Source organism: Thalassobellus citreus, from assembly GCF_044385915.1.
GTDB lineage: Bacteria > Bacteroidota > Bacteroidia > Flavobacteriales > Flavobacteriaceae > Thalassobellus > Thalassobellus citreus.
Genome location: NZ_JBISCC010000125.1, coordinates 75,255 through 91,706, shown reverse-complemented (window position 1 = coordinate 91,706; position 16,452 = coordinate 75,255). Strand labels below are relative to the sequence as shown.

At 30.6% G+C, this 16,452-nt stretch carries 18 protein-coding genes; 9 read left to right on the top strand and 9 right to left on the bottom strand.

Annotated features, from left to right (window positions below; translation table 11 throughout):
* From lptB to ACH5TX_RS10815, 3 genes are all read right to left on the bottom strand, one after another.
* Window positions 1-741, bottom strand: a complete 741-nt coding sequence (gene lptB / locus ACH5TX_RS10825; RefSeq protein ID WP_439339521.1) for an LPS export ABC transporter ATP-binding protein — start codon at window positions 739-741, stop codon at window positions 1-3.
* Between the two features lie 74 nt (window positions 742-815).
* Window positions 816-1,640: a twin-arginine translocase subunit TatC gene (tatC, locus tag ACH5TX_RS10820; protein WP_439339520.1), complete on the bottom strand. Its 825-nt coding sequence runs from the start codon at window positions 1,638-1,640 to the stop codon at window positions 816-818.
* Window positions 1,640-2,605 (bottom strand): KpsF/GutQ family sugar-phosphate isomerase, encoded by a 966-nt coding sequence (locus tag ACH5TX_RS10815; RefSeq protein ID WP_439339519.1) that lies wholly within the window; start codon window positions 2,603-2,605, stop codon window positions 1,640-1,642. The genes tatC and ACH5TX_RS10815 overlap by 1 nt, the downstream gene beginning before the upstream one ends.
* A gap of 209 nt (window positions 2,606-2,814) precedes the next feature.
* Between ACH5TX_RS10815 and ACH5TX_RS10810 the strand changes: the two genes are divergently transcribed.
* The 5 genes from ACH5TX_RS10810 to ACH5TX_RS10790 all read left to right on the top strand — a co-directional run bounded on the left by ACH5TX_RS10810 (window position 2,815) and on the right by ACH5TX_RS10790 (window position 7,627).
* A complete protein-coding gene (locus ACH5TX_RS10810) occupies window positions 2,815-5,019 on the top strand; it encodes a RecQ family ATP-dependent DNA helicase (protein ID WP_439339518.1) in 2,205 nt (734 codons plus the stop codon).
* A gap of 69 nt (window positions 5,020-5,088) precedes the next feature.
* A complete protein-coding gene (locus ACH5TX_RS10805; RefSeq protein WP_439339517.1) occupies window positions 5,089-6,021 on the top strand; it encodes a peptidylprolyl isomerase in 933 nt (310 codons plus the stop codon).
* Between the two features lie 124 nt (window positions 6,022-6,145).
* Window positions 6,146-6,568, top strand: a complete 423-nt coding sequence (locus tag ACH5TX_RS10800) for a hypothetical protein (protein ID WP_439339516.1) — start codon at window positions 6,146-6,148, stop codon at window positions 6,566-6,568.
* A 20-nt stretch (window positions 6,569-6,588) separates the two neighbouring features.
* Entirely contained in the window at window positions 6,589-7,134 is a 546-nt protein-coding gene (locus ACH5TX_RS10795; RefSeq protein ID WP_439339515.1) for a YfiT family bacillithiol transferase, read from the top strand.
* 10 nt (window positions 7,135-7,144) lie between these two features.
* Complete coding sequence (locus ACH5TX_RS10790) at window positions 7,145-7,627, top strand: GNAT family N-acetyltransferase (protein ID WP_439339514.1); 483 nt, start codon at window positions 7,145-7,147, stop codon at window positions 7,625-7,627.
* Here the strand turns inward: ACH5TX_RS10790 and ACH5TX_RS10785 are convergent, their stop codons facing one another.
* Window positions 7,628-8,182 (bottom strand): thioredoxin family protein, encoded by a 555-nt coding sequence (locus tag ACH5TX_RS10785; RefSeq protein ID WP_439339513.1) that lies wholly within the window; start codon window positions 8,180-8,182, stop codon window positions 7,628-7,630. It abuts the gene before it with no gap.
* A 47-nt stretch (window positions 8,183-8,229) separates the two neighbouring features.
* Here ACH5TX_RS10785 and ACH5TX_RS10780 point away from each other — a divergent pair, with 47 nt between their 5' ends.
* Complete coding sequence (locus ACH5TX_RS10780; RefSeq protein WP_439339512.1) at window positions 8,230-8,565, top strand: tRNA-binding protein; 336 nt, start codon at window positions 8,230-8,232, stop codon at window positions 8,563-8,565.
* A 61-nt stretch (window positions 8,566-8,626) separates the two neighbouring features.
* On the opposite strand, the gene ACH5TX_RS10775 is transcribed toward ACH5TX_RS10780, so the two are convergent.
* Together ACH5TX_RS10775 and ACH5TX_RS10770 are read right to left on the bottom strand one after the other, a co-directional pair.
* Window positions 8,627-9,028, bottom strand: a complete 402-nt coding sequence (locus tag ACH5TX_RS10775; RefSeq protein WP_439339511.1) for a PUR family DNA/RNA-binding protein — start codon at window positions 9,026-9,028, stop codon at window positions 8,627-8,629.
* A 164-nt stretch (window positions 9,029-9,192) separates the two neighbouring features.
* Window positions 9,193-10,953 (bottom strand): ABC transporter ATP-binding protein, encoded by a 1,761-nt coding sequence (locus ACH5TX_RS10770; RefSeq protein ID WP_439339510.1) that lies wholly within the window; start codon window positions 10,951-10,953, stop codon window positions 9,193-9,195.
* A 227-nt stretch (window positions 10,954-11,180) separates the two neighbouring features.
* Between ACH5TX_RS10770 and nusB the strand changes: the two genes are divergently transcribed.
* The 3 genes from nusB to yajC all read left to right on the top strand — a co-directional run bounded on the left by nusB (window position 11,181) and on the right by yajC (window position 12,996).
* Window positions 11,181-12,125 carry a transcription antitermination factor NusB gene (gene nusB, locus ACH5TX_RS10765; protein WP_439339509.1) on the top strand — a complete coding sequence of 315 codons (945 nt, stop codon included), beginning with the start codon at window positions 11,181-11,183 and terminating at the stop codon, window positions 12,123-12,125.
* A gap of 84 nt (window positions 12,126-12,209) precedes the next feature.
* Window positions 12,210-12,692, top strand: coding sequence for a DUF1573 domain-containing protein (locus ACH5TX_RS10760; RefSeq protein WP_439339508.1), 483 nt, complete (start codon window positions 12,210-12,212; stop codon window positions 12,690-12,692).
* 16 nt (window positions 12,693-12,708) lie between these two features.
* Complete coding sequence (yajC, locus tag ACH5TX_RS10755; RefSeq protein WP_439339507.1) at window positions 12,709-12,996, top strand: preprotein translocase subunit YajC; 288 nt, start codon at window positions 12,709-12,711, stop codon at window positions 12,994-12,996.
* Between the two features lie 72 nt (window positions 12,997-13,068).
* On the opposite strand, the gene cysK is transcribed toward yajC, so the two are convergent.
* The 3 genes from cysK to ACH5TX_RS10740 form a co-directional block, all read right to left on the bottom strand.
* Window positions 13,069-13,980, bottom strand: a complete 912-nt coding sequence (gene cysK / locus ACH5TX_RS10750; RefSeq protein ID WP_439339506.1) for a cysteine synthase A — start codon at window positions 13,978-13,980, stop codon at window positions 13,069-13,071.
* Window positions 13,981-14,147: 167 nt separating this feature from the next.
* A complete protein-coding gene (locus tag ACH5TX_RS10745) occupies window positions 14,148-14,768 on the bottom strand; it encodes a tRNA (guanine-N1)-methyltransferase (protein WP_439339505.1) in 621 nt (206 codons plus the stop codon).
* 142 nt (window positions 14,769-14,910) lie between these two features.
* The gene (locus ACH5TX_RS10740; protein ID WP_439339504.1) at window positions 14,911-16,359 is read right to left on the bottom strand and encodes a glyceraldehyde-3-phosphate dehydrogenase; all 1,449 of its coding nucleotides are present in this window, start codon (window positions 16,357-16,359) and stop codon (window positions 14,911-14,913) included.
* Between the last annotated feature and the right edge of the window lie 93 nt (window positions 16,360-16,452).

The window sequence follows — 16,452 nt, the reverse complement described above, 5'->3', positions numbered from 1 at the left end:
TTAATCGCGAATTTTCTTTTTACGCAGCTCAAAATTCTGACCTAAATATACTTTACGTACCATTTCATCATTAGCAAGTTCTTCTGGTTCTCCAGCTTTAAGAATACTACCTTCAAACATAAGATAGGTTCTATCTGTAATTGCAAGTGTTTCTTGTACGTTGTGGTCGGTAATAAGAATACCAATGTTCTTTTTGGTAAGTTGTGCTACAATACGTTGAATATCTTCAACAGCAACAGGGTCTACACCTGCAAAAGGTTCATCTAATAAAATAAAACTAGGGTCGGTTGCTAAAGCACGAGCAATTTCCGTACGACGACGTTCTCCACCCGATAATAAATCGCCTCTACTTTTTCTAATATGCCCTAAACCAAATTCTTCAATAAGCGATTCCATTTTATGGAGTTGCTCTTTTTTACTTAGTTTAGTGAGTTGAAGTACACTTAAAATATTATCTTCAATGCTTAATTTTCTAAAAACCGATGCTTCTTGCGCCAAATAACCAATACCATTTTGAGCACGTTTGTACATTGGGAATTTTGTGATTTCAGTATTATCTAAAAAAATATGACCGCCATTTGGCTTAATTAATCCAACAATCATGTAAAAAGATGTTGTTTTTCCAGCACCATTAGGGCCTAAAAGACCAACAATTTCTCCTTGTTTTACTTCAAGAGAAACATCTTTTACAACTTTTCGTCCGCTGTAGGACTTCATTAAATTTTCGGCTCTTAAAATCATATTTTATATACTGAACGCTAAAAATAGTAAAATCATATACACTATTGTAGCAGATGGTTTAATTTATATTTTGTTTAACAAAGTTGTTTTTCTTTCCGTTTTTGATTTCTAATTACAATTTTAGAAATATAAATACTTACTTGATATAGAATAAGTATAGGGACAGCCACAATTACTTGACTTGCAATATCTGGTGGTGTAATAATTGCAGATAGAATTAATACGCCTACTAAAGCAAATTTTCTGTATTTACGTAAAATCTGTGGTGTAACTAAACCAACTTTTGTAAGGAAATATATGACTATAGGTAATTCGAAAATTAAACCTGAAGCTAACACAGAAGATCTTACTAACCCAATAATTGAACTTATATCTATTTGATTATCTACTTTAGTAGATATGCTGTAGTTTGCTAGGAAATTAATAGAAAGCGGAGTGATAATATAATATCCAAATAAAGCACCTAAAAAGAATAAAAGCGAACAAATAATAATGAAACCACGAGAATGTTTTCGTTCGTTTTCGTGTAAACCAGGGCTTATAAATTTCCATAGTTGATAAATAACATAAGGAAATGAAATAATAAAACCACCTAATACAGCTGTCCATATATCTGCAGAAAACTGTCCTGCCATGGTTCTGTTTTGAAGTATCATAGGCATTTCGCTATTGCAAAAAGAGGTTTCAACATTTAAAAGCTTTCCTGTTTTACATAAAAATTCATAGGTTGGAAAATCCATTTCTAATGGCGCGAAAATAATGGCATCAAAAACAAACCTGCTAAAAATGAATACTAAAGAACCAACAATTACTACTGCTAAACATATTCTAATTAAATGCCAACGTAAATCTTCAAGATGGTCTAAAAAAGACATCTCATTTATGTTCTTTTTTGCCATTATATAATACCTTCTTTTATTAAGTCGTGTAGGTGAACAACACCAGCATACTTGCCATTTTCTTCAACTAAAATTTGAGAAATGTCATTAGCTTCCATAATTTCTAAGGCATCAACAGCCATAGCATCACCACTAATATATTTTGGAGTTGCTCCCATAATATCTTTGGCTGTTAGTTTAGAGAAATCATCAACTTTGGTTAACATTCTACGTAAATCACCATCAGTTATAATACCAACAATTTTTTCTCCTTCAACAACAGCAGTAACACCTAGCATTTTTTTTGTAATTTCAATAATTACATCTTTTATACTTGTATTGGTGTTAACTTTTGGTTTTTCATTTACAGAAGAAATATCTTTAACTCTTAAGTAAAGTTTTTTACCTAAAGCACCACCTGGGTGGTATTTAGCAAAATCGTTACTAGAAAATCCACGCAATTCTAATAAACAAACAGCAAGGGCGTCTCCAATAACTAATTGTGCTGTTGTACTTGTTGTAGGAGCTAAGTTATTTGGGCACACTTCTTTTTCAACAAAAGCATTTAATATATGATGTGCTTGTTGCCCTAAAAAAGACTCTTTATTACCAGTTATGGCAATTAATTTATTATTTGCTCTTTTAATAAGAGGAATAAGAACTTTTATTTCTGGTGTATTGCCACTTTTTGAAATACAAATAACAACATCGTCTTTAAGAATAAGTCCTAAATCGCCATGAATGGCATCTGCAGCATGCATAAATACAGCAGGTGTACCAGTAGAGTTTAATGTAGCTACAATTTTATTTGCAATAATAGCACTCTTACCAATACCTGTAATTATAACACGTCCTTTAGAATTGTAAATAAGATTTACAGCATCTGCAAAATCATCAGTTACTAAACTAGATAAATTTAAAATGGCTTTGCTTTCCGTTTCAATGGTTTGTCTAGCAATTTTAATAATGGAATTTTTGCTGTTCAAAATTTATTATTTTATTATTGTTGATGCTTTTAAAGATTTTATTATCTTTAAATGTTATTCAAATTAAAATTTTATTGTAATTTGAATTTTCGTTACAAAACTAACGAAAAAAAATATGAGGGTTCTCGAAATGTACTATTAAATTAGTAATTGAAAAATTGCTTTTTTATGGTGTATTAAATAAGTAGAAATAAATTTTTATAAAATTCATGTCAATAGCAAAAACTGATTTGCATTCTGCATTAAAAAAATATTTTGGATTTAATAAATTCAAAGGTCTTCAAGAAGGCGTTGTAGAGAGTATCATGTCTAAAAATCATACGTTTGTAATAATGCCAACAGGAGGCGGTAAGTCGCTCTGTTATCAATTACCAGCGTTAATGCAAGAAGGTACAGCCATTGTTGTCTCTCCCTTAATTGCTTTAATGAAAAACCAAGTAGATGCAATAAGAGGTATTTCAAAAGAAGAGGGTGTTGCACACGTATTAAATTCTTCATTAAATAAAACCGAAGTAAAACGCGTTAAAGAAGATATTGTAAACGGTATTACTAAGTTACTTTATGTAGCTCCAGAATCGCTTACTAAAGAAGAGAATGTTGATTTTTTACGTTCTGTAAAAGTGTCTTTTTTAGCTATTGATGAAGCGCATTGTATTAGTGAGTGGGGACATGACTTTAGACCAGAGTATAGAAATTTACGTCATATTATAAAACGTATTGGCGATAATATTCCTATTATAGGATTAACAGCAACAGCAACGCCTAAAGTACAAGAAGATATTATAAAAAACTTAGGTATTAGTGGTGCAACAACATTTAAGGCGTCCTTTAATAGACCTAATTTATATTATGAAGTACGACCAAAAACAAAAAATGTTGATGCCGATATTATTCGTTTTGTAAAGCAGAACGATGGTAAGTCGGGTATTGTTTATTGTTTAAGTAGAAAGCGTGTAGAAGAATTAGCGCAAGTATTACAGGTTAATGGAGTAAAAGCAGTACCGTATCATGCTGGTTTAGATGCTAAAACAAGATCTAGCCATCAAGATAAGTTTCTTATGGAAGATGTAGATGTTGTGGTTGCTACCATTGCATTTGGAATGGGAATAGATAAACCCGATGTGCGTTTTGTAATTCATCATGATATTCCTAAAAGTATTGAAAGTTACTATCAAGAAACAGGACGTGCAGGACGAGATGGAGGCGAAGGGCATTGTTTAGCATATTATGCATATAAGGATATAGAAAAGTTAGAAAAATTTATGTCTGGTAAACCTGTTGCAGAACAAGAAATCGGACAAGCCTTATTACAAGAAGTGGTTGCATTTGCCGAAACTTCAATATCCAGGCGTAAATTTATTTTACATTATTTTGGAGAAGAGTTTGATAATGAAACAGGCGAAGGTGGAGATATGGACGATAATGTACGTCACCCTAAAAAGCAAGTTGAAGCTAAGGATGATGCACAACTGTTGTTAGAAATTATTCAAAAAACGAATCAGAAATATAAATCTAAAGATTTAGTTAGCGTTATTATAGGAAAAGAAAATGCGTTAATTAATTCTCATAGAACCAATGAACAGCCTTTTTTCGGAAACGGAAAAAGTAAAGATAATAAATATTGGATGGCACTTTTAAGGCAAGTATTGGTTGCTGGCTATCTTAAAAAAGATATAGAAACTTACGGAGTTATTAAGTTGAAAGAGGCGGGAGTAGATTTTATAAGCAATCCGCAATCGTTCATGATGACCGAAGATCATATTTTTGAAGGCGAACAAGAAGATGGTACAATTATTACAGCGTCTAAAGGAAGCGGATCTGTTGCAGATGCTGTTTTAATGGGTATGCTCAAAGATTTACGTAAAAAGAATGCTAAAAAACTTGGTGTTCCTCCATTTGTTATTTTTCAAGATCCTTCTTTAGAAGATATGTCTTTAAAATACCCAATAAATCTTACCGAATTAGCAAATGTACATGGAGTTGGAGATGGTAAAGCAAAAAAATATGGTAAAGATTTTGTAGCTTTAATTTCTAAGTATGTTGACGAGAACGATATTACGAGACCAGATGATTTAGTTGTAAAATCTACGGGTACTAATTCTGCTAATAAATTATACATCATTCAGAATGTAGATAGAAAATTACCGTTAGATGATATTGCGTCTTCAAAAGGCATGTCTATGCCCGATTTTATAAAGGAAATGGAAGCTATTGTGTATTCAGGAACCAAACTGAATATTGATTATTGGTTACACGATATTCTAGATGAAGATCAGCAAGAAGAAATACATGATTATTTCATGGAATCTGAGACTGATAATATTGATGCAGCAATTGAAGAGTTTGATGGTGATTATGATGATGAAGAACTTCGTTTGTATCGTATCAAGTTTATTAGTGAAGTAGCAAACTAAACTTTACACTTCTAACTTCGTACTTCTCACTTTGTTTTATATCTTTGCGTTTTCTTAAAAATTAGAACAATGCAAGACGGTTTATACGCAAAATTTAACACAACAAAAGGAGAAATTCTTGTTGCTTTAGAATATCAAAAAACACCAGGTACAGTAGGGCACTTTGTAGCTTTAGCTGAAGGAAACCTAGAAAACAAGGTAAAACCTCAAGGAACACCATATTATAATGGTTTAAAATTCCATAGAGTAATACCAGATTTTATGATTCAAGGTGGTTGTCCACTAGGAACAGGAACTGGAGATCCAGGACATAAATTTGATGATGAATTTCATCCAGATTTAAAACACGACGGACCAGGTGTGCTTTCTATGGCAAATGCAGGACCAGGAACTAATGGAAGTCAGTTTTTTATAACACATGTTGAAACAGCTTGGTTAGATAACAAGCATACTGTTTTTGGAAAAGTACAATCTGGACAAGATGTTGTTGATGCTATTGCTCAAGGTGATCTTATTGATACTTTAGACATTGTAAGAGTAGGAGCTGAGGCCGAAGCTTTTAATGCTGTTGAAGCTTTTAGAACTTTTGAAGGATCTAGAGAAGCAAAATTAGCAGAAGCAAAAGCAGCAGCCGAAGCAGCTTTAGAAAAAATTGCTTCTGGTTTTAATAAAACAGATAGTGGTTTACGCTATCAAATTATTCAAGAAGGTTCTGGTGCAAGTGCAGAAAAAGGAAAAACAGTATCTGTACATTATAAAGGACAATTAACTGACGGAACCGTGTTTGATTCTTCATATAAACGTAATCAACCTATCGATTTTCAATTAGGTGTTGGTCAAGTAATTCCAGGGTGGGATGAAGGTGTAGGTTTATTGAAAGTTGGAGATAAAGCTCGTTTTGTTATTCCTAGTCATCTAGCTTACGGAAGTGCTGGTGCTGGAGGGGTTATTCCACCAGATGCTACTTTAATTTTTGACGTAGAGTTGATGGATGTGAAATAATATTCAGAATATATAACAAAAAAAGCACTCAATTATTGGGTGCTTTTTTTGTTATATAAACTAAGTAATACTTTGTTTGTCGATTATATTTTAAAAATAGGTTATTATAAAATATTTTTAAAAAATGATAAATGTTAAAGCGACACCTTTATATTCTGAAGTTATAAAAGAATTAAATTATCCATTTGGAAATATATTTATTTTTAAAGGCTTTGTAGTAGCTGAAATTAACCGGGGAGTTAATTATACTTGGGATAATCATGCAAGACTTGTTACAGAAGATATTTCTTGTTTTTTAGGAACAAACGGAGATGATCTTATTTATATATCTAATAGAGTATATCCATATTCTGTTGTACCTTCAGATTGGCCAAAGTTTTATAATAGTAAATTTGATTTAAAAGAATATTGCATTGTATCCGATAGTAAATTGGGAAAGTTGTGTGTTTTGGTTGAAAATTTATTTTTAAGGATAAAAATTAAACACTTTAATAATTTATATAACGCTGTTAATTTTGTTAAAAAAGGGATGAACGAAGTTGCCTAACAATTTCTATCTTTGTTTTTATGACAGAGAAAGAATTACAGTTACTTAAATATCCAATAGGTCAATTTGATTGCCCAACAAATATTTCTAAAGAAGATATAGCAAATTGGATTTCTATTTTAGAGCATTTTCCAAATAAGTTAGAAAATCTTGTTAAAGGTTTAACCAACGAACAGTTAGATACGGTTTATAGACCAGGAGGCTGGACAATAAGACAAGTCGTTCATCATTTATCAGATAGTCATCATCATAGCTATATTCGTTTTAAATGGGCTTTAACAGAAGATAACCCTGTTATAAAAGCATATTATGAAGAACGATGGGCCGAATTAATAGATTCTAAAACAGCACCAATAGAGATGTCTTTATTGCATTTAAAAGCTATTCATACTAAGCTAGTGTATTTACTTAAAACGTTGAATGAGTATGATTTAAACAAGTGTTTTATACATCCTGAAACTAATAGTCAAGTTATATTAAGTTTTAATATTGGAAATTATGCATGGCATAGTAACCATCATTATGCGCATATAGAAAATGTACTAAAACATAATAATTGGATTTAAATATTTATTTATGATTAGAAAGGTTCATATAGATGATGCTCAAGAACTTCTAAATATTTATAATTATTATGTTTTAAATACCGTAGTAACTTTTGATTTAGAGGTTTCTAAATTAAATTCATTTACTAAAAAAATAATAGATATTAAAACAGATTTTCCTTTTATTGTTTATGAGGAAGCGGGTGAAATTTTAGGATATGCCTATGGAAGTAAGTTTAGACCACGACCAGCTTATAACTATACAGTAGAAACTACCGTTTATGTAAAACATGGAGCACACGGAAAACAAATTGGAACAAAGCTATATAAAGAGTTGTTAAAGCAATTAAAGCAAAGTCATTTTCACACAGCTTTAGGAGTGTTAACTGTTCCTAACGAGCCAAGTATTAAATTACATGAAAAGTTTGGTTTTAATCAAGTGGCTCATTTAAAAGAAGCTGGATTAAAATTTGGAAAATGGCACGATATAGGGTTTTGGCAATTAAAATTTTAATTACTTCCATTTTATATTACAACCAATACTAGGTTTTTGAACGGCCATGTTTTCTTTGTCCTCAATTAAGCAATTTAGAGCATGTTTTAAATCGTTGCCAGTTACAGCAAGTCCGTTTCCAGGTCTTGAGTCATCAAGTTGCCCTCTATAAATAAGTTTTAGTTGTTTATTAAAAAGATATAAATCTGGTGTGCAAGCCGCATCATAAGTTTTTGCTACTTCTTGAGATTCATCATATAAATAAGGAAAAGGATAACTTTCATTTTTAGCTAGGACTTTCATTTTTTCAGGGCTATCTTGTGGATAGTTTATAACATCGTTACTAGAAATGGCTATAAATTGAATGCCTTTTTTGCTATAGTCATTGGACATTTTTACTATTTGCGAATTTATATGAATTACAAACGGACAATGGTTGCAAATAAACATAATAACAGTGCCTGTACTTCCTTTTAATTGCTGAAGCGATAAAACACTGTCAGATACGGTGTCCAACAAATTAAAATCGGGTGCTTGGGTTCCTAAAGGAATCATGTTTGAAGGAGTATTTGCCATAAATAAATATTTTTAACAAAGTTCGTGATTATTTGTATTTTTAGGCAATGAACGATACAATAACTTTCGAAGATTTTACAAAAATAGATTTACGAGTAGGAACTATTTTAGAAGTGAATGATTTTCCTGAAGCACGCAATCCAGCATACCAACTAATTATTGATTTTGGAGATTTAGGAATAAAAAAAACATCGGCTCAAATAACAACACTTTATAAAAAAGAAGATTTACTTAAAAAACAAATTATAGCTGTTGTTAATTTTCCTAAAAAGCAAATTGCTAAGTTTATGAGTGAGTGTTTGGTTTTGGGAGCTGTTAATGGAAAAGATGTTATTTTGTTAAACCCAGAAAATAAAGTGAAAAATGGGAGTGTAGTTGCTTAGTAAAATAAAAAAAACCGTTACAAAACTGTAACGGTTTTTAATATAAAATTGTTCAAGTTAATTAAATATCATCAAAATCTACATCTGTAAAACTTTCAGTAGTTTTAGCTTCAGGTGATTCAGCATCTTCAGTTTCTGTAGCAATAGGTGTATTATTATATTCCTTTTTAAAATCTTTTTGATGACGCTCACTAATCACTTCATTACCTTTTTCGTTTATAATGTAATCAGTCATTTCTGCTAAAATCTCTTTAAATTCAGCAAAATCTTCTTTGTAAATATAAATTTTATGTTTTTTATAATGAAAAGATCCATCATCGTTAGTGAATTTTTTACTTTCAGTAATTGTTAGATAATAATCTTCTGCTTTAGTAGCTCTTACATCAAAAAAATAAGTGCGTCTTCCTGCTCTTAATACTTTTGAAAAAATTTCTTCTTTCTCCATCATATCATAATTATTCATAGTGTTGTTTTGAGATTTATGCGATTAGCATTTGTATACCAAAAATCTAAAAAAAACCAATACTAACCAACAAATATTGTAGTTTCTTTTTGAAATATTACTATTTAGTGATAAAAGCATAAAAAAAGCAAACGGAATAATTAGGTGTTTTTAACTGTCAAAATTTAATTTGAAACGGTTTCACTTAATTGTTTTAGGTAAAGATGTTTGTAGTAACCATCTACGTTAATAAGTGATTCATGTGTGCCTTCTTGTACGATTTCTCCGTTGTCTAAAACAATGATTTTGTCGGCATTTTTAGCTGAAGAAATTCTATGACTAACTATAATTGTTGTTTTACCTTCAGATAATTTATTAAGGTTTTTTAGTATTTTTTCCTCTGTTTCTGTATCTACTGCCGATAAACAATCGTCAAATAATAAAATTTCAGGCGATTTTATAATGGCTCTAGCAATAGATACACGCTGTTTTTGTCCGCCAGAAAGCGTAATACCACGTTCACCTAAAACAGTATCGTAACCATTATTAAACTTAATAATATTTTTATGGACTTGTGCGTTTTTAGCAGCTTCAATAACATCGGCATCGGTGGCATCTTCTTTTCCAAACTTGATGTTGCTTTTTATAGAATCAGAAAATAAGAAAGCATCTTGTGGTACATAACCAACAGCATCTCTTAAATCTGTTAAATTATGTTTGTCAATTTCTATATTGTTAATATTAATGCTTCCATTGTCAATGTCATAAAGTCGACCTATTAAATCTAAAACTGTAGATTTTCCAGATCCTGTTTTGCCTATAATAGCCAGTGTCTCCCCTTCTTTTACTCTAAAATTTATTTTATTTAAAGCCTGAATGTTAGTGTCGTCATAAGTAAACGATACGTTTTTAAACTCAATATCACCAGTAATTTTGGTATGTGCTTCAACCGTGTTTTTAATTTCTGGTTCTATTTTTAAGAACTCATTAATTCGTTTTTGTGAAGCTTCCGCTTGTTGAACAATAGAGGTGACCCAACCTACTGTTGCAACTGGCCATGTAAGCATATTTACATAAATAATAAATTCGGCAATAGTGCCTAAACTTTCAATCTCTCCATTTATATATTGCATGCCGCCTATGTAAATAACTAATAAGTTGCTAATACCTATAAGAAGTATCATCATAGGGAAAAACCAAGCCTGTACTTTTGCTAAGCTAATTTGTTTTTCTTTGCTAGTAGCTGCTAATTCGTTAAAGTTTGTAGATGTTAATGGCTCAATACCATAAGCTTTAATAACTGAAATACCACTAAAAGACTCTTGTGTATAAGTTGATAATTTTGATAAATATTGTTGAACAATAGTACTTCTTTTATGTATTTCTTTGCTTAATTTATAAATTACTATAGATAGAATAGGTAATGGGAAAATGGTGTAAAGCGCTAGTTTAGGAGCAGTATTAAACATGTAGATTAGTGCTATTACAAAAAGTGTAATGGTATTAATACTATACATAATGGCGGGACCAACATACATACGAACACGACCAACATCTTCACTTATACGATTCATTAAATCGCCTGTTCTATTCTTTTTATAAAAGTTTAAAGAAAGTTTTTGGTACTGGTCATAAATTTCGTTTTTTAAATCGTATTCTATATATCGAGACACGTTTATAATGGCTTGTCTCATAAAAAAAGTAAGAATACCACCAATTATGGCAGCACCAATAATATAAAGTATAATTTGGGTTAGTTCACTTTCAATTGTAGAATCCCCAATAACATTCCCTTCTTTATATTTTTCAACTATCACAAAAATTTCTCTAACCAGTCGAGGTGTAAAAAGTAAAAATATTCTAGCAACAATAGTAATAGCAATACCTGTTAAAAGATGTACTTTGTATTTTAAAAAATATTTATTTAAATGTTGTAATTCTTTCATTAATAATCTAAGGATTCACTTTTATGTGTAAAAAAATGTGAGTTAACAAAGATAAAGGTTTATAATAAAACAGCTCTTAGTATTAACATTTACTAAGTGTTAAATATACTTTAAAATCTATTAGATAATAAAGTAAATAATATGAAGTAGTTTTTTAAAATAATATTATTTTTGCCGAACGAAATTAATGATAATTACGTTTTTTAAAATTTAAGTTCTTTTTTATTATGCTAAACAGAAGACATATTCGCGTAAAGGTAATGCAAACTATGTATGCCTTTAAAGGTAGTGAAAGTGATGACCTAAGTAAAGATCAAAAGTTTTTATTGTTTAGTATAGATAATATGTACAACTTGTACCTACTATTAATATCGTTATTACTTGAAGTTCAAAAAAGAGCAGAAAACGATTTACAAAAAAAACAACAGAAACATTTAGCAACTAAAGAAGACAAAGATCCTAACAGGAAATTTGTTAACAACCAATTATTGCTATTACTTAAAAACAACCTAGAATTAAAAGATAGGTTCGAGGCTTATAAAATAAATAACTGGGAGCTTGATAGTGAGTATGTGGATGTTATTTTTAAAGCAATTGTGTCTAGCGATTTGTATAAAGAGTATATGCAAACTAAGGTGTCAGATTTTAAGGAAGATAAAGCATTTCTTGTTGATGTTTTTAAAGATATTATGGCGCCTAACGAGAAGCTTTACGAATATCTTGAAGATAAAAATTTAACTTGGTTAGATGATTTGCCTACAGTAAATACTGCTATTTTAAAAATACTAAGAAAATCTAAAGCGAGTTCGCCAGATCATCATTTTACGCCTAAACTTTATAAAGATATTGAAGATAAACAATATGCTATCGATTTATTTAGAAAAACGCTTTTAAATAGATCGGCCATTAATAAAGAAATTGAAGGTAAAACTCAAAATTGGGAATCAGATCGTATTGCAAATGTTGATTATGTGTTATTACAAATGGCTATTTGTGAGTTGAAAAAATTCCCATCAATTCCTGTAAAAGTGACTATTAATGAGTATTTAGAAATAGCTAAAGAATATTCAACACCTAAGAGCAGTATTTTTATTAACGGAATATTAGATAAGTTGGTAAAAGAATATGAAGAAGCAGGAGCCTTAAATAAAGTAGGTCGAGGGTTGATGTAATTTTCTGTTAAAGCCTCTAATAAAAATTTTTAATAGATTAAATAATTGCTATTTTTACATCTTTAATATTAAACAGTATTTAAAATGAAAAAAGTTATATTAGGATTAAGTGCATTATGCCTAGTAGCATTTGTTTCTTGTAAAGAAAATGCAGCAAAAAAAATAGAAGAAAGTAATGTTGTAGCAGCAGCAGAAAGAGATGCTAATTCAACTAAGTTTCCAGTAATTGAGTTTGATAAAACAGAACATGATTTTGGTGAAATAGAATATAGATCGCCTCAAGAAACTACGTTTACATATAAAAACACAGGTAATGCACCACTTGTTGTTACTAATATAAAAAGTTCTTGTGGATGTACTATCCCTCAAAATTGGAGTAGAGAACCTTTACTTCCAGGAGATTCAGCTAGTTTTTCAGTAAAGTTTAGTGGGGCAGGATCTAGTAAAATATCTAAATCAATAACAGTTACTGCGAATACAGAAAAAGGTTCTGAAGTAGTAAAAATAAAAGCGTTTGTAAAACCAGACCCAAATGCTAAACCAAAAGCAGCAGCAGCTGCTCACTAAATAAAAAAAGAATATTATGGGAGAAGGAATGGGACAATTTTTGCCGTTTATACTAATGTTTGTAGTTGTGTATTTCTTTATGATTGCACCTCAAATGAAACGAGCAAAAAAAGAGAAGAAATTTGCAGCCGAATTAAAACGTGGTGATAAAGTTATTACCAAAAGCGGATTACACGGTAAAATAGCTGAGTTAAATGATAAAGATAACAGTTGTGTTATTGAAACGATGGCAGGAAAGTTAAAGTTTGATAGAACAGCTATTTCTATGGAGATGAGCACAAAACTTAATGCTCCTGTAAAATAAGGAAATTAAAGTGTTGATTAAAAAAAGCTTCCAATTTGGAAGCTTTTTTTATGAGATATGTTTTCTTAAAAATTATGATAAAAGTCCTTCAATAGAAAGGTAGCGTTCTCCAGTATCATAATTCATAGTTAGGATGGTTTCTTCTCCTTTTATAGTCTGCAATTGTTTTCTAACAGCAGCTAAAGAGGCTCCGGTAGAAATACCAACTAAAATACCTTCTGTAGTTGCTATGTTTTTAACTTCAGCAAAAGCTTCCTCTTTAGTTATTCTAATGGCGCCATCAATTATTTTAATATTAAATACTTCAGGAATAAATCCAGGTCCAATACCTTGAAGTGGGTGAGGTCCAGGTTCACCTCCAGAAATTACTGGAGAATCATTTGGCTCAACAGCAAATACTTTTAAACTCGGAAATTTTTCTTTTAAAACTTCAGACATACCAGTAATATGCCCACCAGTACCAACACCTGTAATTAAATGATCTAAGCCTTCTGGAAAATCTTTAATAATTTCTAAAGCAGTTGTGTTACGGTGTATTTTTGGGTTTGCTTGGTTTGTAAATTGAGATGGCATCCACGCATTTGTATTGTTATCAACCATCTCATTTGCTTTTGCAATTGTACCTCCTAAGCCTAATTCTTTTGGTGTTAGCACAAGGTTAGCGCCATAAGCAGCCATAAGTGCACGTCGTTCAACAGACATAGATTCTGGCATGACTAATGTAAGTTTGTATCCTTTTACAGCTGCAACCATAGCTAAACCAATTCCTGTGTTTCCAGAGGTAGGTTCAATAATTTCGGTGTCTTTAGTTAAAAGGTTTTTCTTTTCAGCATCTTCAATCATAGATAAAGCAATTCTATCCTTAATGCTTCCTCCAGGATTTGATTTTTCAAGTTTCATCCAAACATTCGCATTTGGAAATAATTTACTTAATCGTACAACAGGTGTGTTGCCTATGCCTTCTAAAATGTTATTGATTTTCATGGTGGTTTATGTGTTTAGTTGTTAGTGGTTGTTTTTTAGTGATTTATATTTTTTTAATAAATGTAATTGAAATTTTTTATAAATTCAAGATTGTGTTTGTTTTAAAAATAAACATAAAAAAATCTGTAATGGAAATCACAGATTTTTTTAATTTTAAAATATAAGTATTAAGCTTTTTTCTGCTTATTAATTTCGTCTTGCAACTGGCGTCTTACTTTTTGTTCGCGTTCTAAAGCAACTTTACGATGCTCTTCAAATTCTTCTTCAATTTCTTCAAGAGCTTTTCTAGCTTCTTTAGTAATAGTATTGCTGTTTTTAAATTTATAAATAAAGAAAAGAAGCATAGCTAATAAACCAGCAATAATAGCCCACATAAGGACATTGTAACCAGATTTACTCATTTGAATACCAAATAGCGACATACTGTTTTTTTCTGTTTCAGTCTTGTCTAAATCTGTTTGCGTATTTGTTAAGTTAGATTTTAAATCTGTAATTTCTTTAGCTTGTTTTTTTACAATAGCTTGTGTATCAGTTAAATTCTTATGAATGGTTTTTAAGGAGTCAATAGTGTGATTTCTTAAGGTAAGCAGCATGTTAAGTTTTACAGCTTCATACATTTGACCATTAGTACCTTTAAAATTACCTGACTTTTTAAGAACATATTCAAATTGACTTTTAATAGTACCACTGTTTAAAGAAAGGTTGTCTTCCTGTGTTTTTGTTTGTGCAAATAATGTTGATGATAAAACAAAAAGAAAGGCAATAGCTAGGTATTTAAGAGATTTCATTTATGATTTTGGTTTAAAATGGTTTTGTTTGGTTTACGAAGTTATAAAATATTGTTTATTAAAACATAGCATAATTAATAAAAAGCCTCACTAGGTGAGGCTAAATTATATACGACTAAAAAATAATTTTAGATTTTTGCTATTAATAATACGTATAGCGTCTTACTTTTGAAATATATTTTGCAAGTCTAATAACTTGATGGCTATAGCCATATTCGTTATCATACCAAATATATACAATAATATTTTTACCATCTTTTCTAACAATAGTGGCTTTACTATCATAGATGGAAGGCGCTGATGCTCCAACAATATCACTAGAAACAAGTTCGTCGCTTAGTTCATATTTTATTTGTTCAACTAAATCACCTTCTAAAGCATATTTTTTTAGAATTGTATTTACGCCATTAAGCGATGTTTTGTTTTTTAATTCTAAATTTAAAATAGCAAGTGAGCCATTGGGTACAGGTACACGAATAGCATTAGATGTTAATTTGCCTTCTAAACTTGGTAATGCCTTAGAAACTGCTTTTCCTGCACCAGTTTCTGTAATAACCATGTTTAGTCCTGCAGCACGACCACGGCGGTATTTACCATGAAAATTATCTACTAGGTTTTGATCATTAGTATAAGCGTGAATAGTTTCTAAATGACCGCTTTTTACGCCAAAAGAATCTTCAATAGCTTTTAAAACAGGGGTAATAGCATTTGTGGTACATGAAGCTGCTGAGAAAATATTAATCTTATCAGGGTCGTTTTCTTTGTGATTAACACCATAAACAATATTTGGGATTTCTTTTCCTGGTGCTGTTAGTAAAACTTTGTCTACACCTTTTGAAATTAAATGCCTGCTTAAAGCTTCTTTATCTCTAAAAGCGCCAGTGTTATCAATAACTAATGCATTGCTAATATCATATTTGGTATAATCTATATCTTCTGGTGCATTTGCCGAAATAATATTAACCGTAGTACCGTTTATAATAAGGGCTTTGTTATCATTATCAATAGAAACAGTGCCTGAAAAATCACCATGAACTGAATCATTTCGTAATAATGATGCTCTTTTTTCTAATGTTTTGGTGTCAACAACACCTCGGGTAACAATAGCTCTTAAACGCAGCTGACTTCCTTTACCTGTACGAGCCATAAGTTCGCGAGCTACCAAGCGTCCAATTCTTCCAAAGCCATAAAGAATAACATCTTTTGGTTTTATCTCACCATTTTTATTAGCGTTTTTTAGTTTTGATACAACAAAGGCCATCGCATTATTATGCTGATTGTCTTCTAAATAATATTCATAAGTTAATTTTCCTATATCTAGTTTTGCAGGAGGGATGTTAAGTGTTTTAATGGCTTGAGCAATTTCTACAGTATCAAAAACAGAAATAGGTTTTTGTACAAATTTGCTAGCATATTCATGAAGGTTTAAAATTTGACTTACATTTTTATCAATTAATTGATTTCTGAAAATAACAAGTTCAATAGAGTTTTCATACCATAAATCACTAATAATTTTGATAAACTCTACAGTAGCTCTGCGGCGATCCGTTTGAAAGGCTAATTCCTTGTCGTAGTTTTTAATAAAAGACATTTTAAATAGTTTAGTTTTAGTTAGTTTTTCGCAAAAATACTATATTTCAAACGTTTTCGTAGCGTGTTTTATTAAAAAAATAATCCTTCAAAA